At 66.6% G+C, this 24377-nt stretch carries 28 protein-coding genes; 17 read left to right on the top strand and 11 right to left on the bottom strand.

Translation table 11 applies throughout. From position 1 onward, the window contains the following. Nucleotides 1-14: 14 nt before the first annotated feature. Together ON44_RS42235 and ON44_RS42230 are read right to left on the bottom strand one after the other, a co-directional pair. Nucleotides 15-290: an SHOCT domain-containing protein gene (locus tag ON44_RS42235; protein ID WP_040700711.1), complete on the bottom strand. Its 276-nt coding sequence runs from the start codon at nt 288-290 to the stop codon at nt 15-17. 143 nt (nt 291-433) lie between these two features. After that, complete coding sequence (locus tag ON44_RS42230; protein ID WP_051183273.1) at nt 434-916, bottom strand: DoxX family protein; 483 nt, start codon at nt 914-916, stop codon at nt 434-436. A gap of 421 nt (nt 917-1337) precedes the next feature. Here ON44_RS42230 and ON44_RS42225 point away from each other — a divergent pair, with 421 nt between their 5' ends. After that, nucleotides 1338-1592 (top strand): hypothetical protein, encoded by a 255-nt coding sequence (locus tag ON44_RS42225; protein WP_245567548.1) that lies wholly within the window; start codon nt 1338-1340, stop codon nt 1590-1592. Nucleotides 1593-1645: 53 nt separating this feature from the next. Here ON44_RS42225 and ON44_RS42220 read toward each other — a convergent pair whose 3' ends face one another. Together ON44_RS42220 and ON44_RS42215 are read right to left on the bottom strand one after the other, a co-directional pair. Continuing rightward, nucleotides 1646-2548 carry a universal stress protein gene (locus tag ON44_RS42220; protein WP_040700644.1) on the bottom strand — a complete coding sequence of 301 codons (903 nt, stop codon included), beginning with the start codon at nt 2546-2548 and terminating at the stop codon, nt 1646-1648. A gap of 367 nt (nt 2549-2915) precedes the next feature. Further along, nucleotides 2916-4628 (bottom strand): SulP family inorganic anion transporter, encoded by a 1713-nt coding sequence (locus ON44_RS42215; protein ID WP_040700642.1) that lies wholly within the window; start codon nt 4626-4628, stop codon nt 2916-2918. Nucleotides 4629-4802: 174 nt separating this feature from the next. Here ON44_RS42215 and ON44_RS42210 point away from each other — a divergent pair, with 174 nt between their 5' ends. The 5 genes from ON44_RS42210 to ON44_RS42190 all read left to right on the top strand — a co-directional run bounded on the left by ON44_RS42210 (nt 4803) and on the right by ON44_RS42190 (nt 8529). Beyond that, complete coding sequence (locus tag ON44_RS42210) at nt 4803-5330, top strand: flavodoxin family protein (protein ID WP_040700641.1); 528 nt, start codon at nt 4803-4805, stop codon at nt 5328-5330. Between the two features lie 151 nt (nt 5331-5481). Continuing rightward, nucleotides 5482-5805 (top strand): hypothetical protein, encoded by a 324-nt coding sequence (locus ON44_RS42205; protein WP_157187599.1) that lies wholly within the window; start codon nt 5482-5484, stop codon nt 5803-5805. A 366-nt stretch (nt 5806-6171) separates the two neighbouring features. Next, complete coding sequence (locus ON44_RS42200; protein WP_040700637.1) at nt 6172-6879, top strand: hypothetical protein; 708 nt, start codon at nt 6172-6174, stop codon at nt 6877-6879. A 322-nt stretch (nt 6880-7201) separates the two neighbouring features. Continuing rightward, nucleotides 7202-7681: a GNAT family N-acetyltransferase gene (locus ON44_RS42195; protein ID WP_040700634.1), complete on the top strand. Its 480-nt coding sequence runs from the start codon at nt 7202-7204 to the stop codon at nt 7679-7681. A 242-nt stretch (nt 7682-7923) separates the two neighbouring features. After that, complete coding sequence (locus ON44_RS42190; protein WP_157187598.1) at nt 7924-8529, top strand: Rv1733c family protein; 606 nt, start codon at nt 7924-7926, stop codon at nt 8527-8529. Between the two features lie 400 nt (nt 8530-8929). Here ON44_RS42190 and ON44_RS42180 read toward each other — a convergent pair whose 3' ends face one another. Beyond that, the gene (locus ON44_RS42180; protein ID WP_040700629.1) at nt 8930-9310 is read right to left on the bottom strand and encodes a carboxymuconolactone decarboxylase family protein; all 381 of its coding nucleotides are present in this window, start codon (nt 9308-9310) and stop codon (nt 8930-8932) included. 309 nt (nt 9311-9619) lie between these two features. Here ON44_RS42180 and ON44_RS42175 point away from each other — a divergent pair, with 309 nt between their 5' ends. Beyond that, nucleotides 9620-12361: a cation-translocating P-type ATPase gene (locus ON44_RS42175; protein ID WP_051183272.1), complete on the top strand. Its 2742-nt coding sequence runs from the start codon at nt 9620-9622 to the stop codon at nt 12359-12361. A gap of 172 nt (nt 12362-12533) precedes the next feature. Here ON44_RS42175 and ON44_RS42170 read toward each other — a convergent pair whose 3' ends face one another. Then, entirely contained in the window at nt 12534-13115 is a 582-nt protein-coding gene (locus ON44_RS42170) for a flavodoxin domain-containing protein (RefSeq protein WP_063721722.1), read from the bottom strand. Between the two features lie 240 nt (nt 13116-13355). Between ON44_RS42170 and ON44_RS42165 the strand changes: the two genes are divergently transcribed. The 7 genes from ON44_RS42165 to ON44_RS51120 all read left to right on the top strand — a co-directional run bounded on the left by ON44_RS42165 (nt 13356) and on the right by ON44_RS51120 (nt 17362). Continuing rightward, on the top strand, nt 13356-14324 hold the full coding sequence (locus ON44_RS42165) for an Acg family FMN-binding oxidoreductase (RefSeq protein ID WP_040700626.1): 969 nt from the start codon (nt 13356-13358) through the stop codon (nt 14322-14324). Between the two features lie 24 nt (nt 14325-14348). Next, the gene (locus tag ON44_RS42160) at nt 14349-15239 is read left to right on the top strand and encodes an ABC transporter ATP-binding protein (protein ID WP_040700702.1); all 891 of its coding nucleotides are present in this window, start codon (nt 14349-14351) and stop codon (nt 15237-15239) included. A 6-nt stretch (nt 15240-15245) separates the two neighbouring features. After that, the gene (locus ON44_RS42155; RefSeq protein WP_040700624.1) at nt 15246-16040 is read left to right on the top strand and encodes an efflux permease Rv1217c-related protein; all 795 of its coding nucleotides are present in this window, start codon (nt 15246-15248) and stop codon (nt 16038-16040) included. Nucleotides 16041-16260: 220 nt separating this feature from the next. Beyond that, on the top strand, nt 16261-16446 hold the full coding sequence (locus ON44_RS51125) for a hypothetical protein (protein ID WP_157187597.1): 186 nt from the start codon (nt 16261-16263) through the stop codon (nt 16444-16446). Between the two features lie 197 nt (nt 16447-16643). Then, complete coding sequence (locus ON44_RS42150) at nt 16644-16904, top strand: hypothetical protein (protein WP_157187596.1); 261 nt, start codon at nt 16644-16646, stop codon at nt 16902-16904. Between the two features lie 30 nt (nt 16905-16934). Beyond that, nucleotides 16935-17192 carry a DUF1918 domain-containing protein gene (locus ON44_RS42145; protein WP_040700618.1) on the top strand — a complete coding sequence of 86 codons (258 nt, stop codon included), beginning with the start codon at nt 16935-16937 and terminating at the stop codon, nt 17190-17192. A gap of 5 nt (nt 17193-17197) precedes the next feature. Beyond that, nucleotides 17198-17362 (top strand): hypothetical protein, encoded by a 165-nt coding sequence (locus tag ON44_RS51120; protein ID WP_157187595.1) that lies wholly within the window; start codon nt 17198-17200, stop codon nt 17360-17362. Nucleotides 17363-17383: 21 nt separating this feature from the next. Here ON44_RS51120 and ON44_RS42140 read toward each other — a convergent pair whose 3' ends face one another. The 4 genes from ON44_RS42140 to ON44_RS42125 all read right to left on the bottom strand — a co-directional run bounded on the left by ON44_RS42140 (nt 17384) and on the right by ON44_RS42125 (nt 19953). Further along, nucleotides 17384-17845, bottom strand: coding sequence for a DUF2267 domain-containing protein (locus tag ON44_RS42140; protein ID WP_051183270.1), 462 nt, complete (start codon nt 17843-17845; stop codon nt 17384-17386). Between the two features lie 2 nt (nt 17846-17847). After that, nucleotides 17848-18945: a PfkB family carbohydrate kinase gene (locus ON44_RS42135; RefSeq protein WP_051183269.1), complete on the bottom strand. Its 1098-nt coding sequence runs from the start codon at nt 18943-18945 to the stop codon at nt 17848-17850. 298 nt (nt 18946-19243) lie between these two features. Then, a complete protein-coding gene (locus ON44_RS42130) occupies nt 19244-19681 on the bottom strand; it encodes a pyridoxamine 5'-phosphate oxidase family protein (RefSeq protein ID WP_051183267.1) in 438 nt (145 codons plus the stop codon). Beyond that, nucleotides 19678-19953, bottom strand: a complete 276-nt coding sequence (locus tag ON44_RS42125) for a hypothetical protein (RefSeq protein ID WP_051183265.1) — start codon at nt 19951-19953, stop codon at nt 19678-19680. The genes ON44_RS42130 and ON44_RS42125 overlap by 4 nt, the downstream gene beginning before the upstream one ends. A gap of 249 nt (nt 19954-20202) precedes the next feature. Between ON44_RS42125 and ON44_RS42120 the strand changes: the two genes are divergently transcribed. Together ON44_RS42120 and ON44_RS42115 are read left to right on the top strand one after the other, a co-directional pair. Further along, nucleotides 20203-20670: a CBS domain-containing protein gene (locus ON44_RS42120; RefSeq protein WP_040700615.1), complete on the top strand. Its 468-nt coding sequence runs from the start codon at nt 20203-20205 to the stop codon at nt 20668-20670. Nucleotides 20671-21092: 422 nt separating this feature from the next. Continuing rightward, nucleotides 21093-21947 carry a universal stress protein gene (locus ON44_RS42115; RefSeq protein WP_040700613.1) on the top strand — a complete coding sequence of 285 codons (855 nt, stop codon included), beginning with the start codon at nt 21093-21095 and terminating at the stop codon, nt 21945-21947. A 121-nt stretch (nt 21948-22068) separates the two neighbouring features. Here ON44_RS42115 and ON44_RS42110 read toward each other — a convergent pair whose 3' ends face one another. Further along, the gene (locus ON44_RS42110; protein WP_040700611.1) at nt 22069-22971 is read right to left on the bottom strand and encodes a universal stress protein; all 903 of its coding nucleotides are present in this window, start codon (nt 22969-22971) and stop codon (nt 22069-22071) included. Between the two features lie 248 nt (nt 22972-23219). Here ON44_RS42110 and ON44_RS42105 point away from each other — a divergent pair, with 248 nt between their 5' ends. Then, nucleotides 23220-24224, top strand: coding sequence for an Acg family FMN-binding oxidoreductase (locus tag ON44_RS42105; protein ID WP_051183263.1), 1005 nt, complete (start codon nt 23220-23222; stop codon nt 24222-24224). The last annotated feature ends 153 nt before the right edge of the window (nt 24225-24377 follow it).

Here is a 24377-nt window from a genome sequence, read left to right as displayed (position 1 = left end):
GGTGGGGCCGTTCATCACCGCCGTGACCCCGGCGGCGTGGCATGCGCGTGCAGCGTCTCGAGCCGACTCACATATTCCTTCTCATCGATCTCGCCGCGCGCGAAGCGCTCCGCGAGCAGATGCTCGGCGGTCCGCAGCGACGGACCGGTCGAGGCGGGGTGATCGGAACGGGTGATCATGCGAACCACCAGTACGAACGCGGCGATCAGCAGACCCCAGAACAACACCATCCCGACGCTCATCCAGGCGTAGCCCCACCCATTGAGGTCGTGGTCGTACCAATACATCATCTCGGGCATCTCCTCGACATCACGAACCGGGCAGACTGCGGATCGGTTCGGCAGGTAGCACCACTGTGCGCCCGCACGCACGGCGTCGGCAGGGCCGATCGCCCTGTCCTGCGGGTACCAATGACACACGCGCCGAATGACGCCTACCGACGACTTCCGGTGCCCCGGCCCAGCGCGGCATCGGCCGAGTAGGCGCCCGCACCGACGATGAGCAAGAACACGCTGCCGCATAGTTGGGCCAGGTCGACGCGGGATTCGTGCACGAAATCCCACCACCCGGACTTGCCGGTGAACAATGCGGCCGTACCCCAGAGGATGGGCAATTTGGTGATCAGCAGTGCGCCGATCATGTCCACGATCATCGGGATCGCCGCGAGCCGCGTAAGCAGACCGACCAGAATGAGTGCGCCGCAGCCGATTTCGAATACTCCGTCGAGTGGAGCAACGAATCCCGCCGCCGGGACATCAGCCTTGTCGAACCGGCCGGTGCCGAGCGTCTCGGGCCGCAGAAACTTCAGAATGCCTTCGAAGAGAAAGACCGCGCCGACATACAGGCGGATCAGCACCACCGCGCCGGGCGCGGTGGTGGCAGTGATTCGGGCGAGCCAGTTGCCGTTGGTAGACATGCGACCTGCCTTTCGAACCACAATTCTAGGAAACCCGGCACTGCGCGGCCCGATCGGGCGATGGATCGGCGGCACCGTGCCGAAAAAGATCGCGTTCCTCGTCGCGACTGGGGCGCGATCCGCATCTGGTCATCGATGATCGCGCAATCGCTGGCCGTGCCACAGCCGCATCGGAGTCGAGGTGGGGCGACTAGGTGGCGGGATCGGACGCGTTGCGACTCGCTTGTCCGTCAGACACCCACGCGATGGCGGTGCACTTTCCGCCGGTCGCACCGGGTCATCTCCACAGATGACCTTGGTCCGATTCCCCCAGGACCAACGCCCCTGCCCACACGGGACCCATGCGGGCAGGGTGATCGATGGGCCGCGACGAAACCGCCCCGCCGCGGCCCGATCCAAACCCGACACTGGAGGAAATATCGTGAGCGACAGGACATCCGGCGAGCCGTACCACAGCAAGCCCGGCGAAAGCCTCGCCGACCCATACAACATTCCCGGCATCGTGCTTTTCATCGCCGGAGTTGTGGGCCTGGCATCCACCCTCACCGCGGCAGGCTATGGATTCGCGGGCTGGACCGCTCTCGGGGCCACTGTCACCGCGCTGTGCTTCGTCACCAGCGTCACCCTGTTCGTTCTCGAGCACGAACGCCTGCGCCGACTCGCCGGTCGCGACTGATCAGGCAGTGAAAAGCCCGGCGTCGCAATGGCGCCGGGCTTTTCACTGCCTGATCAAACCGTGCGGACCACGATCATCGGGACCTCTACCGAATGCAGAAGGGCGTTGCTGGTCGAGCCGAGCAGCATACTCGAGAAACCGCCGCGCCCGTGACTACCGACGACGATCAGCTGGGCATTCCCCGATTGGTCGAGCAGGGCACGAACAGGCCTGTCCGCCAGGATGATCCGGTGCACCACGACGTCCGGATAGCGTTCGCCGAAGCCGGCGAGACTCTCCGAGAGCAAGGCCTCGCCCACGTCATGCGCCGCATTCCAGTCCAGGACGGGCAGGTCGATTCCGCTGGTGTCGCTCCAGGCGTGCACAGCGATCAGATCGACCTTGCGACGGGAGGCCTCTTCGAAGGCGATTTCGACGGCGGGCACACTGTTGGCGCTGCCGTCGACGCCGACCAGCACGGGCTGGGTCGCCGATACCGCGTCGATCGCGGAGATCCCGTGGATCACCGCGACCGGGCAATGTGCGTGGTGGGTCACCGCGGTACCGACCGAGCCGAGTAGCCCACGCTGGAACGCGCCGATGCCTCGGCTGCCGACCACCAGCATCCTGGCGTGCGCGGAGCGCTCGATCAGCGTTGCCGGAACCAGCTCGAACGTCACCTCGGTGGTGATGGCGAGATCCGCGCCCGGCGCGGCGGTACGCGCCACACGAGTCGCCTCGGTGACTACGCGCTCGCCGTCCCGACGCAGCCACTCCGTATCGTCGCCGGTCAGCAGCGCACCCGGCCCGAAACCGGTGGGAATCGCCATCGAGGTGAGGATATGCAACCGCCTGTGGTGCAACGCGGCTTCGACGGCCGCCCAAGCCGCGGCCTGATATGAGCTCGCCGACCCGTCGACTGCCACGAGGATCGGCGTGTCGAGTTCTGTTGCATGCGAAGCGGATTCGCCTATCATGTGCGTTCCTTTCCGGTTGCGCGACCGAGGTGTCGCCAACGCCGGTCCGCCGGTGTTCCGATATCAAGGCAGCAGCCATGCGCTCGACCCGACACCGGCCAGAACCGCCACGCTCGTGCCGAGACCCGCCAGTGCGTGGTGGAGCGGAGGCGGGGCGCCGTCTGAGCCGAGCCACACCGGCGCATGCTTGCCGACGCGCTACGGGCCCAAGGCTGTAGTAGCCACAGCCGGACCACCCAGATCCACGAGTCGCGGATCGGGATGGCTGCTGCACTCTCGGACATTGATTGGGGGATCACCTCTTTCGATGGCGTTGCCACCGGCTTCGAGCATCCCGCGTCGTCCGATCCTCGGGCAGAGAAGAAAGTCACCCACTGTGCGGGTCATCCGACCCCCTATCAGCGTCCGCCCGAAAGGCTTCGATGGCGGTCGGCAAGGTTGGATAGAGGTGCTGGTCGCCGATTTTTTCGGTCAATCCGAAGGAGTCCAGGTCGTCGCGCAGGTCCTGTTTGACGCGTGCCATCGCGAAGACGATGCCACGCTCCGCAAGCTCCGATCGGAGTTGTTCGACCGCGTCGAGCGCGGTGAGGTCCACCTCCACATTGGCCTCGGCGTTGAGCACGAACCAGCGCACGGGCCGTCCACCATGCTCGGCCCACGATTCGACCGCCGCGAGTGCACGGCGTCGGAAATCCTCGGCATTGGCGAAGCACAGCGGCGCGTCATAGCGGTAGATCACCAGTCCGGGAATGGGTTTCGCCTCCGGATAGTCATCCACGTCGTGCATGCCCGCGAGCCCGGGAACAAATCCGAGAATGGCGTCGTGGGCACGCGCGATCCGGCGCAGCAGGTCGAAGATCGACAGCGCGATCGCCACCAGCACGCCGTACAGCACGCCGAGCGCCAGTACCGCGATGACCGTGCCGAGCGCGAGAATCAGTTCACTGCGCCGGAACCGGGCGATCCGCCGGAATTCGACCAGATCGATCAAGCGCAATGCCGCGTAGATGACGAGCGCACCGAGCGCCGCCTTGGGAAAGGCCCCCAGAATACTTCGTGCGCCGAGCAGCACAGCTAGAAAACCGCCCAGTGCCACAACGGAATACAGCTGCGTGCGCGCGCCCATGACATCCGCGATGGTGGTTCGGCTGCCGCTACAGCTCACCGGGAAACCGTGCAGCAGTCCGGCCGCCACATTGGTCGCACCCAGTGCGGCGAGCTCGGTGTTCACCTCGACATGCGCACCGTGGCGAGCTGCGAAGGCCCGGGCGGTGAGCGCATTGTCGGAGAAGCCGACCACGGCGATGCCGACCGCGGGCAGAATCAGTTGCGCGATATCGGCGGCCGCCACACCGGACAGGCCGGGCACCGGAATCCCGGCCGGGATGGACCCGACGACCTCGATGCCGTACCGCTGCAACGAGAACATCGCCACCACCGCGGTGCCCAGCAGCACTGCCAACAGCGGTCCCGGCACGCGCGGTGCCCGCCAGGCCAGAAACAGCAGTCCGGCAAGCACCGCCGCGGCGAGCACACTGGTCTGCCAATGCCACTGCTGCAATCCTGCGGCGAACGAACGTAATTGGGCGAGGAACGACTCCCCCTCGACCGGTACACCGGTCACCCGCCCGAGCTGTCCGATGATCATCATTCCCGCGGTACCGGCCAGATATCCCACCAGCACCGGTTTGGACAGCAGATCGGCCAGCACGCCGAGCCGGGCCACCGCACCGATCAAACACAGCCCGCCGACCAGCAGCGCGAGCACCGCCGCGAGGGCGGCGTACCGGTCCGGATCGCCGACCGCGAGCGGGGCCAGTGCGACCGCGGTGAGCAAAGCGGTCGTCGACTCGGGCCCCACCGACAGCTGTCGCGAGGTAGCGAACAAGGTGTAGACAGCCAGCGGCCCGATCGCCGCCCACAGCCCGACCACCGGCGGTAAACCGGCCACGGTCGCATAAGCCATCACCTGCGGAACGAGATACGCGGCCACTGTGATACCGGCGACCACGTCGGACCGTAGCCACGCCCGCTGGTAGCCATCGAATTGCCGCAGACCAGGAAGAAAACGTGTCAGCACTGTTCCAACATTGTGCGCTGCGGACCCCCGACGCGACGGCCGAAAGTCATCGGGAACTCCCTCGGATGTCCGAAAGTCCCCCGGTAAGCGTCGGTTCGGCCCTGTTCGACGGTGGCGTCCGCCCGTAGCGTCAATTGCACCCTCCACCCAGTTTCATATCAGGAGGAGACCGACATGCTGGCGCGGGTCATCTATGAATCGATGTTCGGCAACACCGCTGCCATCGCCGCTGCCATCGCTCAGGGACTCAGCGAGTACGCCACCGTGGAACTGCTCAACGTGGCGGCCGCCGCGGAGCTGCCCCAACCGGCCGCGGATCTGTTGGTGGTGGGCGGGCCGACACATATGCTCGGGCTCAGCCGACCCCGGACCCGCCGCGATGCCGCGCAACGGACCGACGCGCTGGTCCCGGTCGAGGTCGGCATCCGGGAATGGCTCGATAAGGCGCTGCCGGTAGTAGCGGGCACCCAAGCCGCGGCTTTCGGCACGAAGGCGGTGAAGCCATCGTGGTTGCCGGGCTCAGCCGCACGCAGCGCCGGTAAACGATTGCGGCGCTTGGGTTATGAACTCGTCGACGAGCCGGTGGACTTCTTCGTCGACGGCGTGACCGGACCACTAGCCGCGGGTGCACTGGAATGCGCTCGCGCTTGGGGCGAACGCCTCGCGTATACCGGGGCCGACCGGATCGCGCATCGATTCTGAGGCCACCGACGACTGAGCTCGCAATCCGCCGGAACCGGCCGACTGTATGCTGGCATTCCCCATAGAGGTTCGATCAGTTGCAACCGCAATGGATTTCGAAGTCACTCATAGGTTGGTCGCAGTAATGAAGAATCTGTGCCGAGGTGCCGTGATGGCTGCCTCGGCCATTGCCACCGGTGCGCTTCTCACACAGTCGAATCTGCCTTCGCCGGATGATAGCAGGACCGAGAAGGAACTGGCTCAGTTGACAGACGATCAATCAACCCTGCCCGAGCAGTTGGTCGACGATGACTATGACGTCAACCTGGAAGAACCCGTCATCGACGACGCCAGGCCGAAGAGCTTGCAGGAATTCGCCGAGGACGCCCGTACGGGTGGCTCGAGCAATGCCGAGCCAATCGTCCTCGGCCCGATGGGCGAACTCGAGCCCGCTCAGCCGGGACAATCTGTGATCGAGTGGATGGGTCCTCGGTGACCGGTCCCCGGAATAGCTGATCAGCGACGCACGAACCAAGGGATAACCGGCGGCAGCATCGGGATCAGCGACTCGGTCGGCGTCTGGCCGCCGGGGTCGCTGTCGGCTTGATAGCGTCGCAGCCCTTCGTCGTACGCGTATACCCAGCGAGGCTGCGCACCGAGGTATGCCCCGGCAGCTTCATCAACACCAGCGTCGACGCTTTCTCCTCCGCGGCGTGCGTCAACCGGGAATGCCGCAGCTGGTGCAGCCTGTATCGGGGTAAGGCGCGCTCGGCCGAGCGGGTCCGTTGTGGCGGACCAAGGTCGTCGCCCCTGCTGCCGAACGACCCTGTGCCCGCCGCCGGTTTCGGAGGACCGTACGGATATGAAGACAGTGACAGCTTGCGCGATCGGAATCGGTACATACCTGGTCGGGCTGGCGGTGGGCTATGAAGTGATCCTGCGTGATCGCTGCCTCACCTGGGGCTCCAGCGCCGACGAGATCACCCGTGCGATGCCGGGTGATGACCTACTCACCGACCCGGATATCGTTGCCACCAGGTCCATTACGATCGACGCGGCTCCAGAGCGGATCTGGCCGTGGCTGGTCCAGATGGGGCCCGGCCGGGGCGGTGCCTACACCTACGACTGGATCGAGAACCTTTTCGGACTGAATATGCACAGCGCCGATACCATCCTGCCGAAGTTCCAAAACCTTGCCGTCGGTGACACTTTCGTGCTCGGTGAGACCGGCCCACGGATGCGGGTGGCTGTGCTCGAACCCGAACAGGCACTGGTGTTCGCCTCGGCGGACGGGCACTGGGTGTGGGCGTTCGGGCTCTATCCGAGCGCCGAAGGCACTCGGCTGGTCAGCCGCAACCGCATCGCGCTGCCCAAGGCGGCGCTGCCCACTCGCGTACTCAACCGGTTCATCATGGAGCCTGGCAGCTGGGTCATGGAGCGCAAGATGCTGCTCGGCATCAAACAGCGCGCCGAGCGCACCTCGGCAAAGGCCGCACCCGCCGTCACACTCTCCGACGCACCGGCCTCGGTCGGCGGGCAAGTGACCATGGACTTTCGCGAACGGGCGTAAGGCCAACATCGACTGTCGTTCCGCCGGATGACACTCGACGATATGACCGATAACGGCGCAACTGATCATGGTCGGCAGCCGCCGGCGGGCGGCTGCACCGGCCTGTTGCTCGGCCTCGCATCCAATTTTCTTGTGCAGCAACCCCATTGCCCCGTCATGGTCACCCGAACCGCGTAGCGCCGCCATCGTTCGAGCGCGGACCCCACCCGATGTCCGGCGTTGAACAGTGCTGTTCGGTCCTCGATTGGGGACCTTCGGCCCCATTCGGATCCGCCCCTGTTCAGAGATGCTCTAGAAAGCTACTCGGCTCGGAGACCACGGCATGATCACCTCGACCCAAACCTTCACCGTCCGCCCGCTCGGCCCTGCCGATGCAGCCATCGTCGCGGACCTGCACGCCGGGATGCCCGATAAGGACAGCCTCTTCCGAATTCTCGTGCCGCGTCCGACCGAGTTACCCAATGTCGCGCGCGCCCTCGCCGTGCGCGATCCTGCGCACTGTGCGCTCGGCGCTTTCGTCGACGACAAGATCGTCGGCCTGGGCAACTTCACCGTGCTCGGCACGACCAGAACGGCCGAGCTCGCCATCACCATCGCTCCCGATCAGGACGACCGGATGGGCGCCTACAGCCCCGAACTCCTGCACCGCCTGGCGAGACTCGCCCGTGAACGCGGCGTCGAACGATTTGTCGCCGAATTGATTCCAGCGAATACCAGGCTGATGCGGTTGGCCGCCGCCGCAAATCTTCCGGTGACGGCCTACCGCCAGAACGGTATCGCGCGAGTCGGCATCCAACTCTGACGGCCCGCCACCGATCCGCGGATACGACTCGGATCGGTGGCGATGATGCGTGCTTCGCTATGCCGGGCAGCCGACGATGTCGCACGTGGATGGGCCTGTGACCTCGGATGCGGGGTCACAGGACTCGACAACGCGGTGACCTTTGTCTCTGCTCCGCGACCGCGCTGAGCGAGATGCTCGAACCAGACAGTCAGCCACATAATTCATCGGGGTGGCGGCGCCGTCGAGAAGAGGTGATCCGGGTGTCGCAGTACCCGTCGCTGTCGGTCCGTATCTGGCGGACGCGACCGTGGAATACCAATCCGCTGATGCGGGCGTCGGATCGATTCGAGGCGCTGGTCCGGATGCTGGCCGCGGCGGCGGTGCTGGTCGCCATTCCGATCGCGGGTGCGGCGGGGACCGCGGGCTATACCGCGGCGGCGGCGCGGATCAGCTCTGATAATTCGGCGAAAGTCGCTGTGACGGGCACGATTTCGGGGGACTTGGAGCGGACCGCGGTGGTGTCGGTGCGGTCGGAGATGACCGAGAGCCACGCCGAAGCGCCGGTGCATTGGAATCAGGACGGCCGATCCGGCACGGCGACGATCGAGGTCCCGGCTACGGCGGTCCGCGGCGATGAGGTCACGGTGTGGCTCGCCCCGGACGGCACTCCGACCGGCCCGCCGCAGCGATCCGGTGTCGCCGTCGGCAACGGGATCGGGGTCGGTCTGGCGGTTCTGGTCGAAATCTGGGGCGCCGTCCTGGCCCTGGTCGCGTTCATCGCGTGGGCGTTGGGCGCTCGCCGTCGGGCCGGCTGGGAACGGGAATGGCGGCAGATCGGTTGGCAGACCGGCAGCGACCGGCGGTGACGACGTCGGGGCCCGACGACTCTCGCATCAGCGACACCCGGACCTATCGGGGGCGTGACCCGAACCGGAGTCTGGATAGATCGAACAGGAGGTTTTGCGATGGTGTTCAGCGATCGGCTCGATGCGTGGCGCCAACTGGGGCTGCGCCTGAGTTCCCTGCGCGGACAGGACAATGTGGTACTTGACACCGGGCGGTGTACCGGTCGCATTCGAGGTCGCACATGCGTTGAATGCGCCGCTGGATGTGATCGTGGTGCGCGAGCTCGGGGTACCGCACCAGCCGGACATCGTGTTCGGTGAGGGTGGTGTTCGGGTGATCGATCACGCCGTAGTCACTCGCACCGGAGTGACCGCAGCGCAGATGTCGGCGGTAGAACAGCAAGGTCGTTCGGTATCCGCGTCAGGTGTGATCAGCCTGCGTAACGCCATCGCCGCGGCGGTCGGCGTAGAACTCGGTGATCGCGGCGTACGCTCGAGCGCCGTAGACGGTGGCTGGGTCGCCGTTCATCAGGAAGGTGACGCCGATCGCCTCAGCGGCCTCCGCCGGGGTGGCACCATGCCGGACCGCGGCATGGGCATGCGCGGCGATGCACCCATCGCATTGCGTGCTGACCGCGATCGCCAAGGCGATCAACTCCTTGGTCTTCGCGTCCAACGCTCCTGCCGCGAGCGCGGCGTCGTGCAACTGCTTGTAACCGGCATACACATCCGGTATCGGACGCCGCAGCATGCGGGTCGGAGCACGCAACTCGTCGCGGACCGTCGTGCCGCAGCTGGCCATACTCATTCCCTCCGGCTTGTTCTGACACGTCCCACGATCCGCTGGTCTACCGGTCGACGATGCGGTCTTTGGTCCCGTTCGGGCGTGGCTTTGGTCTTGGTCCAGGCACTCGGACGGATGCGATGGGTCTGCGAGAATTCGCGGTACGAGAGCGTTCTGGTGAGACCAGGGAGGACTTTCGCCCCTTTTCCAGGGCAGCTCACATGCTCCAGCGTTGCAGCATGGGCAATTTGTCAACGACCGCGAGTTATGCGGAGGCGACGTGATCGGGGCCGTGCGTGATGAGGCGTCGGCCGGGCCGGGCTGATCATGTCGGCCAACGACTTGGCACAGCCGGAGTCGCTGGTGGCGCAGGTCGATCCGCGCGAACCGGTGGATCGGTTGGTGCGCGATCTGCGTGCTCGGCGTGATGGCCTCGACGAACGCGACGCCGCGCGGCGGCTCGAGGTGTACGGGACCAACGAGCTTCTGCGCCGGGCTGGCCGGAGCTGGCCGAGCGAACTGATCGGGCAGTTCATTCACCCGCTGGCGCTGTTGTTATGGGTGGCGGCGGGACTCTCGTGGCTCACGGGAGCCGTGGTGCTGGTGGTTACGGTAATCGCGGTGATCGTGCTCAACGCCTTGTTCGCGGTGGCCCAGGAGCGACAGGCGGAGCGGGCGGTGGAGGCGCTGGCCGCCTATCTGCCGCCGCACGCTACCGTGCTGCGAGACGGACAGCGGCGGCAAGTCGATGCCGCCCGGGTCGTGCCCGGTGATGTAGCGCTGCTGGCCGAGGGTGATCGGGTGCCCGCGGATGCCCGGTTGCTGGCGGGCTCCGTCGATATCGACCTGTCCACGCTGACCGGGGAATCCAGTCCGGTGTTCCGGACTGCCGGGCCGACCGGACATAATTCGCCGCTGCTGCAGGCGGCGGATCTCGTCTTCACCGGAACCACGGTCGTCGGCGGCGAAGCCACCGCACTGGTGTTCGCCACCGGGATGCACACCGAATTGGGACGTATCGCAGCACTGTCGCAACGAGTTCGGACCGAGCGCAGCCCGTTGGAGCGTCAGGTGCGCAAGCTCACCTGGCTCATCGCCCTGATCGCGATCGGCGCGGGCGCGGTCTTCCTGCCGATCGGCATGCTGGCGGCCGGACTGTCCGCTGCCGCCGCGGCCACATTCGCGATCGGGCTGCTGGTGGCCAATGTGCCAGAGGGACTGCTGCCCACTATCACCCTTGCCCTCGCCGTGGGGGTGCGCGAGCTGGCGCGGAGCGGCGCTCTGGTGAAGAGGCTGTCCGCGGTCGAGACGCTCGGGTCAACGACCGTCATCTGCACCGACAAGACCGGCACGCTCACCGAGAACCGGATGCGCGTCGAACGGGTGTGGACACCCGACGATGAGACGGCGGTCGATGCCCTCACGGGCACCCGGCCGGCGCTGTCCGACCTGGCCCAGACTCTCGCGGCCTGCGTCAACGCCGAACTGGCCGGCGCGCCAGCGGGTTCGGCGGATCGCGGCGATCCCACCGAAATCGCTCTGCTGCGGCTCGCCGACACTCTGGGTGCGGACTCGTCACCGACGCATCGAGCCGAACATCGGGTGGCGCTATACCATTTCGACGCGACGCTCAAACTCATGTCGACGGTGGATCGCGGGCCCGTCCCGGCGGATAGCCGAATCTGGTTGCACACCAAGGGCTCCCCGGAGGCGGTTCTGGCGCGGTGCACGTCGATCGCCGAGCCCGACGGCTCAACCCGAGCGTTGACCGGGAACGACCGCGACCATGTGACGGCTCTGGTGGACGGCTACGCCGACCGCGCCCTGCGCGTGCTGGCCGTTGCGCGACGGGAACTCCCACCCGGACCGGTTCCCGAACGCGCCGCCGCCGAGCAGCACCTGACCCTGCTCGGACTGGTAGCCCTGACCGATCCGCCGCGCCGCGAGGTGCCCGAGGCGGTCACCCAATGCCGTCGCGCGGGCATCCGCATCATTGTGATCACCGGGGACCATCAGCGCACCGCGTTGGCCATTGCCCGGCGGGTCGGAATCTGTGGCGCCGAGACGATGGTGGTCACCGGTCCCGAGCTGTCGCACATGCGCGATGCCGAGCTCGAGCGCGTGCTGGTCGACCATCCGGATGTGCTGTTCGCGCGTTCCTCGCCGGAAGACAAGCTGCGCATCGCCGAGGCCCTGCGCGTGGCCGACCACATCGTGGCCATGACCGGCGACGGAGTCAACGACGCTCCAGCCTTGCGCCGCGCGGATATCGGTGTGGCCATGGGGCGTTCGGGTACCGATGTCGCACGGGAGGCCGCGACCATGGTGCTCACCGACGATAATTTCGCCACCATCGTCACCGCGGTGCGGGCCGGGCGTCGTGTCTACGACAACGTCCGCAAATTCATCGTCTATATCTTCGTGCACCTCACGCCCGAAGTCGCGCCGTTTCTGCTGTTCGCGCTCTCCGGCGGCGCGATTCCGCTGCCGCTGACCGTGTTGCAGATTCTCGCGATCGACCTGGGCACGGAAACCTTGCCGGCCGTCGCGCTGGGTCGTGAGTCCGCCGAACCCGGCTTGATGGACAAGCCCCCGCGCCCGCCCAGCGAAAACGTCGTGCGCCCAGGGATGCTCGCACGCGGCTACGGTCTGCTCGGTGGTGCGTCCGCGGTCCTCGTGCTCGCCGGATTCTTCCTCACCCTGTATTCGGGCGGCTGGCGGCTGGGCGCGGATACCTCCGCAGGCACACCACTGCACCACGTCTACCTGCAGGCCACCACCATGACCTTCCTCGGCATCGTCGCCTGCCAGCTGGGCACCGGGTTGGCGGCGCGCACCGAGACCGCGACCCTGCGCGACATCGGGCTGTTCAGCAATCCACTGCTGTTGTGGGGCATGGTTTTCGAAATCGCCTTCTCGCTGGCCCTGGTCTACATCGCGCCCCTGGCCGCAGTGTTCTCACTCGCCGCACCGCCGCCTGGGCAACTCGCGGTCCTACTGGCATACCCGCCGCTGGTGTGGGGTGTGGACGAACTCCGCAAGGCGCGCCACCGCGCGAAGTACCGCTGATACCAATAACTTTCGGCTCTGTCGCACGCGGAGGGATCAAAGCTGGACGCCGACTCGGGCGACGCTGCCGTGCCGTTGTGCGATCACCGGGAAGTCGGAATCGATGATCAGTCGCATCATGGCTATGGCCGCGGCGACCTTGCCGAGGTCTTTGGGTGCGGTCCCGAAGAGGTCACGACCGATCGGTCACGCGCACGGCCTGCAATTCGATGTGTCGGTGCTCGGCCACGATCGATGCGGTGACGGCATCGGTCCATGCGGCGATCGCGGGCCAGTCGCGCAAATCCCCGAACCCGCAGCCGAGCAGCCACATGATCACCCGGGTTGCGAGGTTATGGGGGTGTGGGACTTCGCCCGCGAACTGCCCGAATTCCCACGGGCACAGTTGCTTCCGCACTCGAAGGATCGCACCCGGAGTGTAGTGCCGCAGGACGAAACCGAGGGGACCGCGCATCGCCGGGCCCAAGCCCACGCTGAACAGCCACGCCGGGCGCACTCGCAGTGCCAGACAGTGCCGATCGATGTAGTCGGGGAATCCGGGGAGGAATGCGCGATTGTGAATCGCGCTGCCGAGTACCACCGCGGCGAATCGGGTCGGGTCGGGATCCTCGTCCACCGACACGACGCGCACGTACAAGCCCTTGTCCCGCATTCGTGTCGCGATGAAATCGGCGATCTCGGCGGTGCAGCCATGGACGGTGGCGTAGACGATGAGCACCGTCTTTACAGCGCGGTCGGAGCCGTCAGTGGTCATAACAATAACGGTCCGCAGAATCCGCTCGGCCCGACAGGGTCTTCCGACGCCTACCGAATCGACCTTCGTCATGCGATAGGCAAAGGATCGCGCGGGTGTGACATTTTCGGCCATAGCCAGCGCGTCCTCGAAGGACTGGCGACTCAGGGCTCGTCAGAGCCGACCGAGAGGACACCAGGCCATCGGCTTGTGGTCTTTCGGCTCTTCGGCGGCGGGGACACCGGGTGGGAGCGTAGGGCCATGAGCAGTAAGCATCCCGATTCCGACACCGTGCGGGCCGCGTTGGCGCTGGCCGTGCGGGCACCGTCGGTACACAACACTCAGCCATGGCAGTGGCGTGTCGGCGACCGCACGGTGCATCTGTACGCCGACGCCAGTCGCCAGCTGCCGGTGGCCGATCCGGATCAGCGCGATCTGCTGCTCAGCTGTGGGGCAGCACTGCATCACTTCCGGGTGGCGGCGCGGTCTGTCGGCTGGCACACCGTCGTGCACCGGTTGCCGAATCCGGCCGAGCCGCAGCACCTCGCCTCCATCGAGTTCACCGCGACCACACCCACCGCTGATGTCGTCGCCGCGGCCAGGGCCATCAGCCTGCGCCGCACAGATCGACGACACCTCACCTCGTGGGAAGTCCCGCCCGGGCATATCGAGCGGATCATCGAGGCCGGGCACGCGGAGGGTGCGCTGGTCCGAGAGATCCCGGGCGGCACCCGGACCCGACTGGTGCGAGCCTTCCAGGAAGCCACCCGCCGACATCACGACGACCCCGCGTACCAGACCGAACTCGCGCTCTGGAGCGGGCGGCATATCGCGCCTGAAGGGGTGCCGGCCCGCAACACCGTAATCGCCGCCGATCCCCTGACCCGCGAGTTCCACAACCCCACCCTGACCGAGGCGGTGCTCCACGACCTCGAGGACAGCGGCGCCCTGGTGCTGGTGCACACCGCCTCCGATGATCCGATGTCACGGTTGCGCGCAGGCGAAGCCACGAGCGCGGTGCTGCTGGCCGCCACCACCTTCGGGTTGGCCACCTGTCCGCTCACCGAACCGCTGGAACTGCCTGACACCCGCGCTCTGGTGCGCGCTGATGTTTTGTCCGACAGCGGTTTTCCGCAGTTGATCGTTCGAATCGGCTGGGCGGCGACGAGTGCGGAGCAGGTGCCGCAAACCCCGCGCCGTCCGATGGACGAAGTTGTGCGTCCGCTGTAGGTGATGGCATCAGTGGAGGTGACCATGGCACCGACCATTCGAACCGTGGGGTTGACCAAGTGCTTCGGCAGCAAGTCAGCGCTGGTGGACCTGACTCTCGAGGTCCCGGCCGGGGTTATCTTCGGCTACCTCGGGCCCAATGGCGCCGGCAAGACGACCACTATTCGACTACTGGCCGGGCTGCTGCGGCCGACGCGTGGGTCCGCGGCGATCATCGGCGCGGACACGGTCCGCAATCGGGCCGCCGCCCAACGCCACATCGGCTATCTCCCAGGCGAATTCGTCGCCTATCCCGATCTGACCGCTGAGCAGTACCTGGGCTATCTCGCGCATCTGCGCGGCGGCGTCCAGGAAAAGGTGCGCGATCGGCTGGCCGAACGCCTCGGTCTGGACCTTTCGGAACGCATCGGCGCGATGTCACACGGCAATCGGCAGAAGGTCGGGATCGTGCAGGCATTCATGGCCGAACCCGAACTGCTCATCCTCGACGAACCGACCGCGGGCCTGGATCCGCTGGTACAGCGTGAATTCCATACGATGCTGCGCGAGGTCAGGGCCGAAGGTCGCACGGTCTTCCTGTCCTCACATGTGCTCTCGGAGGTCCAGGAAGTGGCCGATACCGTCGGCATCCTGCGCCAGGGCCGACTGGTCGAGGTGCGCTCGATCGCCGAGCTCACCGCTCGGCCGCTGCGGCGGCTCGACCTCGTGTTCGCCCGCATGCCACCGGATCTGGACGTGCTGCGCCGTATCGACGGGGTACGGGCCGTGCACGCCAACACCAAGGCGGTGCATGTCGAGCTCGAAGGTTCGACCGCGCAACTGCTGCGGGCGGTCGCACCGTATGACGTCACCGACATCATCAGTCGCGAACCGGATCTCGAAGAGGTCTTCCTCGCCTACTACGGACAGGATTGAAACACCATGCTGCGCACAGTGTTCACGAAGTGTCTGCGCGATCAGCGACGCGGGCTGCTCGGCTGGAGCATAGGTATCGCGGCGCTGGTACTGCTGGAATCGGCCATCTGGCCGTCGTTTTCGAATATGTCCGGAATGCAGGAGTTTCTGGAAAACTATCCGGAACCGTTGCGCAAATTGTTCAACCTCGACCAATTCGTCACCGGCACCGGCTTTCTGAATGCCGAACTGTTCAGCATGCTGCTGCCGATATTGTTCCTGGTGTTCGCCATCGGTCGCGGTGCCCGCGGCGTCGCCGGTGAAGAGGCTGCCGGGACGCTGGAAGTTCTTCTGGTGAACGGTGTTTCGCCGATCCGGCTGGCGCTCGAGCAGGCGGCTGCGGTAATCACCTCGGTGGGAGTGCTCGGCATCGCGCTCTTCGGTTCGATCGTGGTGGGTTCGGCCGTTTTCGGGCTCGGGATCTCGATCGGCGCCGCCGCGACAGGGGCGCTGTCGATGGTGCTGCTCGGCAGCGAGTTCGGCTTATTCGCCACGGCGGTCGGCGCCGCGACCGGTCGACGGGTGCTGGCACTCGGCGCCGCAACAGTTCTCGCGGTCGCCGCCTATGTGCTTTACGTGGCGAGCAAGCTGGTCACGGCAGTCCGCCCATGGGGGCCGTGGTCGCCGTTCCACCAGGCGGTCGAGGGTGGGCCGCTCGGTGCGGGCCTGCCGCTGCCCTATCTGTGGCTCGCGCTCGTCGGCATCGGCTGTGTTCTGCTCGCGTTGCCGATATTCGATCGCCGCGATATCGCCTGCGTATGAGCACATCGCGTCCGGTCTGCGGCGCGGTCGCGGCATTCGGCCGCTCTGATGACATCGTCGACCGCTACACCGCGACCGAAGCCCTGCGGGTCCTCGCCCGAAGTTCGCACCGTATGTCCCGGTCTCGGGACCACCAGGGTAATTCTCGGGGGCAAAAGACTACCTGACCGGTGCCATTCGGTCCTGCCGTCGCACCATGTGACGGCAGCACGATTGACGCATGACGACCAGCACGAGCCGGTATCAGGCACCGGGGTTCGGCGCATCCGTGATGTTGTCGGCACTGCGCTCCCCGCTCGCCCGCGGACTGCGGCGCAACCTGTGCGAGCTGCGCTATCAAGCGCGGCTTTCAGGGCGTCACATCGCCCTACCAGTGTCATACGCCCGCATGGGCGATAGGTCGTAGTCCGGGTCGGTCGCGCCGACACGAAGACATGGTGGCGCAACTTCCGCACGCCTCAGCCACTTTCGGTGTGGCTCGACGGCCGGTGGTATCGCGGTACGGGCCATGTGGCACAACCGGATTCGCTGGAACACGAAGAAGCGGCAGCGGTCTACCAGGCGGAATTTCCACGCGTGCAGATGCCATCGACGGATCCGATCGTGGTGATCGAGCTGGCAGGTGCGAACGAGCCACGCCCCGACGTGGATGCTCCGACCGTGCCGCCGGGTTTGTGGCGGCGCTGGTTCACCAGCGTGACGCTGGGGGAATTGCTCGGTTTCGCGGCGCCTGCCATGACCGGCGCACTGGTGCGGGACGCCGCGCCGCTCGCCGCTGCCGTGGCGCTGATGGCCGCAGTCATGGCTGCGATCACCGGCTATTTCCTCGTCCGTATCCTGCGTGCGCAGCGCACGCAGCACTGAATTCACCAGCTACCTCGGAGGTTCCGCCTCATGCACGCACAATCCGGAGACTGGCTGATCATCGAGGGCGGCGCCAATGGCGGCCCGACTCGACGCGGTCTCATCGAAGAGGTGCATTCATCCGATGGTGCACCGCCCTACCTCGTGCACTGGACCGATACCGGACATCGCGCACTCGTCTTCCCCGGATCCGATTCCTATGTGCTGTGCAGCACGCAGCTACATGAGCGGGAACAGCTTGCGGCCACACATTTCTCGGCGAACTACGACCCCCATCGACAGAGGTGATCACCATGGCGGAGTATCCGTCGACACCTGGTCGAGTTGTTGCTGGTATTGGATGGCACGATCTGGGGCCCGAACTCGACCGTGACGTGGCCTATCGGCACGTCACCGACACCATGCAGCGGACATTGACGAAATTGGCAGCCGAACACCGGTTTCCGATACTCGGCTGATCACGACGTCGCTGGCGTGGCTCACACCTTGTCGGCCATATCCTCATCGAAGGGGCCGGAGTCGACGCCGAAGAGCACGTTGCGCAGATCGGCCGGGAATACCGCGGCGACCCGATCCAGCTGACCCGGTGCGCAAAGGTCGCGCAGCGCATCGGTCACCAGCCACGCCAGACCGGCAGCCTCGTCCTCGGTGACGCCCGCTTCCGTGGCGAATTGCGCCAAGAACTCCGAGACGCGGTGCGAGACCGGCACTTTGGTCGGTACCCAGCCCTCGAAGAAGGCCCCGCGCAGCAATTCGGGCAGCTGCGCACTCAGATGCGCGGCAGCGGCCACCTCGAGGCGGTCGCGCACGGCGTGCAGCCAAGCGCGCGTCACTCGATAGGCGAAGGCGCGGTCCTCGGTCGCCAGGTCGTCGGTGATACGGCGCAACCACACGTGCGCTGTGTCCACCACATGGACGAAGGGATCATCGGAGTGCGACATTGTCACCACCTACTCGGGATGCCACGACCATGACCGGGCACAGTGCGTGCTGGACAAGGGATCTCCCGGAGGAGCCGAACGGCAGGCCGCGGAAGCCGACCACGATCATTGCGCGGTCTTCCACATGGTTGTGGGTGCTGTTGTCGCGCGTACATATTCGCCGACCCCACCGGACTAGGGACCCCGGTCCCCATCGGATCGGGCCGCTTGTCGTCGCCGCCGGGGCGCAAGTCCGATGACGCGCCGATTTCGCGCACCACCGTCTGGGTGCGGACCTCGCCGACGAGCGCGTCGACTGTCGAACGCTGGAAGATCTCGGTGCCCGGCAGCAGCACTGTGGCGGCCGCGGCGGCCACACCGTACTCACAAGCGCGCAGACACGGGTCCCCCTCGGTCAGCCGATAGGTGAGCGCGCCGATCAGACTGTCACCCGCACAGGCGTCGCTGCGCGGCGGCAGGGGTGGTGGCGGGGCCGAAAGCTGATGGTGCGCTAGGTGATCGGAGTAGACCGCGCCCAGCGCGCCGACCGTGGTGATGGCGTGGTCGGCCGCGCCGAGACCGAGCAGATGGTCGTTGGCGGCACGAGCCGCGGCGAAGCTGTCGATCGGCCTGCCGACCAGTGCGCTGGCCTCCCGCCGGTCCAGCCGGATCAGGAACGCTCGTTCGTGCAGCACCTCCCGCAGTTGCGCGCCCGCGATATCCAGCATGATGCGGGTGTCGTAGGGCCGCATCCGGCGCACCACCTCGGCACAGAAATCCGCCCGCATTCCGGGCGGCACGCTGCCCGAGATAACCAGATACGCAAACTGCTGCGCCGCATCGCATATCGCGGTCATACAGTGCTCGCTCTCGGCCGCCGTGAGCGCAGCGCCCGCGGGCACGATGTGGAAGCTGTGGCCGCTCTGCGCCTCGGCGACCACGAAGGCCTCCCTGGTATCGGCGGCGACCTCGATGCGCCGGTGCGTCAGCTTCGACGCGGCGCAGCTCCTCGGCCGGACCGCGAGCACCATCGCGCCGTGCCTGCTGTGCACTTCGACCAGCTCGCCCGCGTCGAGGCCGAGCGCGGCAGTGTTATCGGGAGCCAGCGGTCGGCTGTTCATCGCGTCTCATTTCCCGCCCGGCCATCGGCGGCCGGTTCCAATTCCCACTGTTCCCGGATCGACACCGTCGTCGACAGAGCCGGGGTGCCCTCTATCGCCGGGACGTTGGTCCCGGGATGCAGTCCGCTCCCACCAGCCCAGCCCGATCTCGGCTGCCTGGAGAGCACAGCTCCCCCGATCCGCGGTCGGTGGATTCACGCGCGGCGGTACTCGGCCCGCCATCCGCTCGCGGCGGCGGCGTGGCAGGACATATCCCCGGCCGACCCGCGATTCGACGATCCACGGACATCCGCGCCGCTTACGCGGCCTTGTCGATGAGGCGGACGCCGGAGACTATGGAAGGCTCGATCTCGATTACGGTGTCCATGAGTTGGTCGACCCAGGGATGTAGCAGGCGCTCGTAGCGGGCGATGCGGGCGGGATCGGTGACGGTGCGGGCGAAACCGGTAACCACGACCGACCATCCGTTGCACAGGTACGGGTCGATCTCGTCGGCCTCATAGGCGACCACCACACCTGGTTTGCCGCGCACGGCGGAAGTGAGCCGGGAGGCGAGGCGAGTGCGTACGATGACGCTGCCATCCGCCTCGACGATGTGATTGACCGGGCGGATCGCCGGTAATGCGTTGCGGCTGAACACCACTCGACCGATCGAGACGGTCGCGAGCAGGTCCAGTGCCGTCGCGCGATCGAGTTCGACGACCGTGCGTCCGGGAAAGTCTTCGGCGGCGATCACGAGCGAGCGGCCTCCGCCCTTGGTATCACGATCCGGACCCGAACCCGTACAGCGGCATCGCGGAACGCCACAGTCGCCTGTACCGGCATCGGCCCATCCACACAGGGCGGTCCGGTGAGACGTACCCGGGCCGGTGCACCGACATGATGGCAACGCAGCACTCGCTCGATCGCCGGCAGCGCGCGGGTGATCTGGACCGGATCCATCGCACCGTGGGTGGTGCACACCGACGGCGCGGTCGTACTGGTCGACCACAGCTCGGATGTACTCACTCGCCAACCCCTTTTCAACAGACACAGCGGCGCAACGCTGCCAATCTCACCGTTCTGCGGCAGTGCCGAACAGGGCCGAAGGGCCCATGAATCGAGGACTTCGGCGGGATCACAGCGACAGCGCCGAACGCGATAGCCACCGCCGTTGAGTCCCCCGTCAGGGTGACTTTCGGCCCTCGCTCGCTGTTTCGACACCGTCGATGATGGACATGACGAGCACCCGACCACCCATTTCGCGAGGAGGCGGCCATGACCACCGCACAAGCCATCATGCAGCCCGATGTCGCGAGCATTACGGTCCGCGACACCATGGAGACCGCGGCGCAGCGGATGCGTCAGCTCGATATCGGCGCATTGCCGATCTGCGATGGCGAGGGACATCCGGTCGGGATCGTCACCGACCGCGACATCGTCGTCAAATGCATTGCCACCGGTGCGAATCCGCAGAAGACCACCGCGGGCGAAATGGCCCAGGGTGACGATCTGATCACCATCGACAGCAGCATCGAGGTCGAGGACGCGCTGGCTCTCATGGAGCACCACCAGATCCGGCGGCTCCCGGTGACCGCGGACGGCAAGCTGGTCGGCATCATCACCGAGGCCGACCTGTCCCGGCGCCTCCCCGAAGCCACCGTCGGCGAATTCGTCGAGGCGGTATGCGCACAACGCCTTCCGGCGGCCACCGACGCGGGTTCGCACCAGGCGCACCCGGCCTGATCCCTCCGCGCGGTCGAGCGGACCGGTTGCCGGGCGCATTGGCCGCGGTGACCACCGGAGCCCTGCTCCCGCCACACCAATCGCCCGTGACCCGGGCCCCGCTGCCCGGCGCTTTCTTCCTGACCCTTATGGTCCTGGCCTACCTGTTGCCGGCCGAACTCGGCAAGCACTACTTCTTCCGCACTCGAAACCCCTTGCCCCGCAACGCCCCCGCATCACCAGCCATCGGCTGGACCGACGCGCCGCCCGCTTCACCACAGGCCGCCGGTCCCCGTATCGCGTGGGTCCATGAACGGAACTCCCGATTTGCTCGTCGACCGAGTGCCTCACCATCGAGCACCAAGGTCCCTACCGTCGTGGAGCTGCGGCGACGAAGCTGGAGCCGTGCGAAGTGCCGCACGGCTCTCTGCTGAGGAGTGAGGATGAGTACCAGGGCCGACCACAACACGATCGTTGTCGGCGTGGACGATTCACCGACAGCATTGAACGCCGCGCGCTGGGCGGCCTATCTGGCCGGCGCACTGCACACGCCATTGCTGATCGCCACCGCACCGCCGCACGCGCAAACAGCCGCACAGCAGTTGGCCGACCGTGCCCATCAGCCGCAGTGGTACGACTCCGCACGCGAAACCGTCGCTCGGACAGTCGAACTCGTTCGCACCTGCGCCCCGGAGCTGACCGTGGGGACGGTGCTACCTCCCGGCCCACCCGCGCGCGCCCTGGTGGAATTGAGTGCGCACGCCCGCATCGTCGTGGTGGGCGCGCAGACCGCCTACGGCGCGCGACTGCTCGGGCATGTCACGATGCGGGTCGCCCAGCATGCGCACTGCCCGGTCGGGGTGTGGCGCGGTGCGAACGGCAGGCCCATTTCCCGCGACAAACCGGTGGCGGTCGGTATCGACGGAACCGAACTCAGCATCCCGGCCATAGCCCACGGCTTCGAGATCGCCGCGACGCTCGGTGTGCCGCTGACCGCCGTGCACTGCTGGCCGTCGCGCATCACCGAAGTGGGTCACCGACTCGATCGCGGCGAGCAGGAACGTACGCTGCTCGCGGAGTCCCTGGCGGGCTGGCGCACGGACTATCCGGATGTCGAGGTCATCGAACTCCCGGTCCCCGGTCTAGCCCGCTCGGTGCTGGACCAGCTTGCGGACGAGGTCCAACTGCTCGTCGTCGGCAGTCACGGCCACCCAACCGCGACAGCGCTGTTGTTCGGTTCGACGAGCCGGGACCTGCTGCACCACACCGCCTGCCCGGTACTCGTCTGCCGGAGCTGAGTGCCGAAACGACGGATATCGGCTACCCGGACCTTGGGCGTGCGGATGCATAGCGAGATGCGCGCTCGCGAGCTCGTCTCGGTGACCGATCACAGCTCGATGCCACGCGGTCCCGGCGCCGCTATTCGCCTCGTACGATGCTGATCGGGCACTGCACCGAGTGCAGCAGGGCGGTGCTGGTCGAACCGAGCAGCATGCCCGCGAAGCCGCCGCGACCGTGGCTGCCGACCACGACGAGTTGGGCGTTGTTCGACTCCTCCAGCAGCGAGTGCACAGCGTTGTCGCACACCAGGACTCGGCGTACCGAGACATCGGGATAACGGTCGGTCCAGTCTGCCAGGCTTTCGGCGAAGAGTGTGTCCTCCGCGTTCGCTACGCCGGGCCAGCTGATCTCGGGCAGCGCAAGTCCACTCGTGTCGCTCCAGGCATGCAGCGCGATGAGACTCACCTTGCGCCGAGATGCCTCGTCGAAGGCCAATTCGATGGCGGGTTCGCTATTCGGTGTGCCGTCGACACCGACCAGCACCGGCTTGCACGCCGAGATCGCGTCGGTGGCCGAGACGGTGTGCACCACCGTGACCGGGCAGTGGGCGTGCCGGGCAACCGCGGCGCTGACCGAGCCGAGCAGCACGCGGCGCACGGCGCCGAGCCCGCGGCCGCCGACAACCAGCATCCTGGCCTGCTTCGATCGGGTCAGCAGCGCCGGGATTATCGGCTCATCGATCGGTTCGGTGGAGATGGCCAGCGCCACATCGGGCGCGGCCGCCCGCGCCACCCGCGTGGCTTCGTCGAGCACCCGCTCCGCATCGCCACACAGCTGGTCGAGATTGTCCTGGGTGACCGTCGCCGATGGGCCGAACCCGAACGGGATCGCGAACGACGTCACGATCTCCAGGCGACACCGATGCAGTGCGGCATCGACCGCCGCCCATGCCACCGCCTGCTGGGATATAGCCGAACCGTCGACCGCGACCACGATCGGCGCGTCGGCCGGGACGGTGTGCGCATGGGTTTCGCTGGGCATCGTGCTCTCCTGATCAGATGTGCAATTCGATGCAACGCTCGCAGTGCGCGGTGATCCGGAGAAAGGGTCGAAAGACCTGTTCAGCGTGCCGATCGGTCCGAATCCAGCGGCCACTGTCGCCATCCCCGCCAAAAGGGGACCAGGCCCAGCCCCGGAAGTGTCTATCCCTACGGCCGATGACCATGGACCTTCGGGAACGGGCGTAAGGCCCATATCGACCGGCACGCGGTCGGACAACACTCGAAGCCATGACCGACAACGCCACTACCCCAGTTCATCCCGGGCCGGACCATCCGACGGTGCTGGCGGCCATGCGTTCGGCCGGCCGGGCACCGTCGGTGCACAACACCCAGCCATGGCGCTGGGTATTCGACGGCGTCCGCCTGCACCTCTATCGCGACAACGACCGATGGCTGACCTCGACCGACCCGCTCGGCAGACAAGTGCTGATCAGCTGTGGTGCGATGCTGCACCACGTGCGCACCGCGTTCGCCGCCACAGGGTGGCACACCGACACTACGCGGATGCCCGATGCACAACGCTCTGATTATCTGGCGGTGATCGAGTTCCGACCGTGGCCGGATCCCCCGATCGGTGTGCTGGCTCGCGCCCGCGCTATCGATGACCGACGCACCGACCGGCTGCCAATGTACGCACCCGCGAACTTGGCGCAGCTCGTGCACACTGTGCGGATGCTGGTGACGCCCCACGACCTCGACCTCGACGTCCTGGACGAGAGCGCCTATACGAAGCTCGCGGTGGCCTCCGAACATGCCACGGCCGTCCGCCGCTACGACACCGAGTATCAGACCGAATTGCATTGGTGGGCTGGCCATTCCGGCGACCCGGAGGGCATCCCGCGTGAGGCCCTGATCTCCGACGCCGAATTCGCCCGCGTCGGCGTCGGGCGCAGCTTCCCCTCCGCACCGCATTCCGCGCGCCGCGACAGCCTCGAGGACCAGGCCCGACTGCTGGTGATCAGCTCGCCCCGCGAATCCGTGACAACCTGGCTGCGTACCGGTGAGGCGCTCTCCGCCGTGCTACTGGAATGCACCACGGCCGGATCGGCGACCTGTGCGCTGACACACATCACCGAGATACCCGCGGGCCGAAAGGCTATCGCGGGCATGCTGCCCCACCCCGGAATCCCCCAGGTCGTGATCCGCGTCGGTACCGCACCCGACGACGAGCCGGAGACCCCGCCGACGCCCCGCCGCCCGCTGACCGACATCCTGACGATGAACCACGGCTGAGCCGACCGCGGCAACGCCGACGGGGCGGTCGCGGGAATTCCATCTCGCCGTGATCGGTGACGGCGCCCGCGCCGCAACCCTGACACCAAGTGGCCTGATGATCACCCCTCCAGACGAAGGTCAGCTGAGTGGTGTCGGTGCGGCGGTGACCAT

Source organism: Nocardia vinacea NBRC 16497, assembly GCF_000308835.1.
GTDB classification, from domain to species: domain Bacteria; phylum Actinomycetota; class Actinomycetes; order Mycobacteriales; family Mycobacteriaceae; genus Nocardia; species Nocardia vinacea.
The sequence above is the reverse complement of the archived record's forward strand: the minus strand, read 5'-3'. Positions and strand labels throughout refer to the sequence as shown.

Coding starts and splice junctions, on each gene's coding strand:
- ON44_RS42200 (WP_040700637.1), top strand. CDS start 6,172: ATGAAGACAGTGACAGCTTGCGCGATCGGAATCGGTACATACCTGGTC.
- ON44_RS42110 (WP_040700611.1), bottom strand. CDS start 22,971: ATGCCCAGCGAAACCCATGCGCACACCGTCCCGGCCGACGCGCCGATC.
- ON44_RS42155 (WP_040700624.1), top strand. CDS start 15,246: ATGCTGCGCACAGTGTTCACGAAGTGTCTGCGCGATCAGCGACGCGGG.
- ON44_RS42165 (WP_040700626.1), top strand. CDS start 13,356: ATGAGCAGTAAGCATCCCGATTCCGACACCGTGCGGGCCGCGTTGGCG.
- ON44_RS51125 (WP_157187597.1), top strand. CDS start 16,261: ATGACGACCAGCACGAGCCGGTATCAGGCACCGGGGTTCGGCGCATCC.
- ON44_RS42220 (WP_040700644.1), bottom strand. CDS start 2,548: ATGATAGGCGAATCCGCTTCGCATGCAACAGAACTCGACACGCCGATC.
- ON44_RS42205 (WP_157187599.1), top strand. CDS start 5,482: ATGGCTGCCTCGGCCATTGCCACCGGTGCGCTTCTCACACAGTCGAAT.
- ON44_RS42230 (WP_051183273.1), bottom strand. CDS start 916: ATGTCTACCAACGGCAACTGGCTCGCCCGAATCACTGCCACCACCGCG.
- ON44_RS42140 (WP_051183270.1), bottom strand. CDS start 17,845: ATGTCGCACTCCGATGATCCCTTCGTCCATGTGGTGGACACAGCGCAC.
- ON44_RS42180 (WP_040700629.1), bottom strand. CDS start 9,310: ATGGCCAGCTGCGGCACGACGGTCCGCGACGAGTTGCGTGCTCCGACC.
- ON44_RS42235 (WP_040700711.1), bottom strand. CDS start 290: ATGATGTATTGGTACGACCACGACCTCAATGGGTGGGGCTACGCCTGG.
- ON44_RS42175 (WP_051183272.1), top strand. CDS start 9,620: ATGTCGGCCAACGACTTGGCACAGCCGGAGTCGCTGGTGGCGCAGGTC.
- ON44_RS42160 (WP_040700702.1), top strand. CDS start 14,349: ATGGCACCGACCATTCGAACCGTGGGGTTGACCAAGTGCTTCGGCAGC.
- ON44_RS51120 (WP_157187595.1), top strand. CDS start 17,198: ATGGCGGAGTATCCGTCGACACCTGGTCGAGTTGTTGCTGGTATTGGA.
- ON44_RS42145 (WP_040700618.1), top strand. CDS start 16,935: ATGCACGCACAATCCGGAGACTGGCTGATCATCGAGGGCGGCGCCAAT.
- ON44_RS42120 (WP_040700615.1), top strand. CDS start 20,203: ATGACCACCGCACAAGCCATCATGCAGCCCGATGTCGCGAGCATTACG.
- ON44_RS42105 (WP_051183263.1), top strand. CDS start 23,220: ATGACCGACAACGCCACTACCCCAGTTCATCCCGGGCCGGACCATCCG.
- ON44_RS42210 (WP_040700641.1), top strand. CDS start 4,803: ATGCTGGCGCGGGTCATCTATGAATCGATGTTCGGCAACACCGCTGCC.
- ON44_RS42135 (WP_051183269.1), bottom strand. CDS start 18,945: ATGAACAGCCGACCGCTGGCTCCCGATAACACTGCCGCGCTCGGCCTC.
- ON44_RS42170 (WP_063721722.1), bottom strand. CDS start 13,115: ATGACCACTGACGGCTCCGACCGCGCTGTAAAGACGGTGCTCATCGTC.
- ON44_RS42115 (WP_040700613.1), top strand. CDS start 21,093: ATGAGTACCAGGGCCGACCACAACACGATCGTTGTCGGCGTGGACGAT.
- ON44_RS42195 (WP_040700634.1), top strand. CDS start 7,202: ATGATCACCTCGACCCAAACCTTCACCGTCCGCCCGCTCGGCCCTGCC.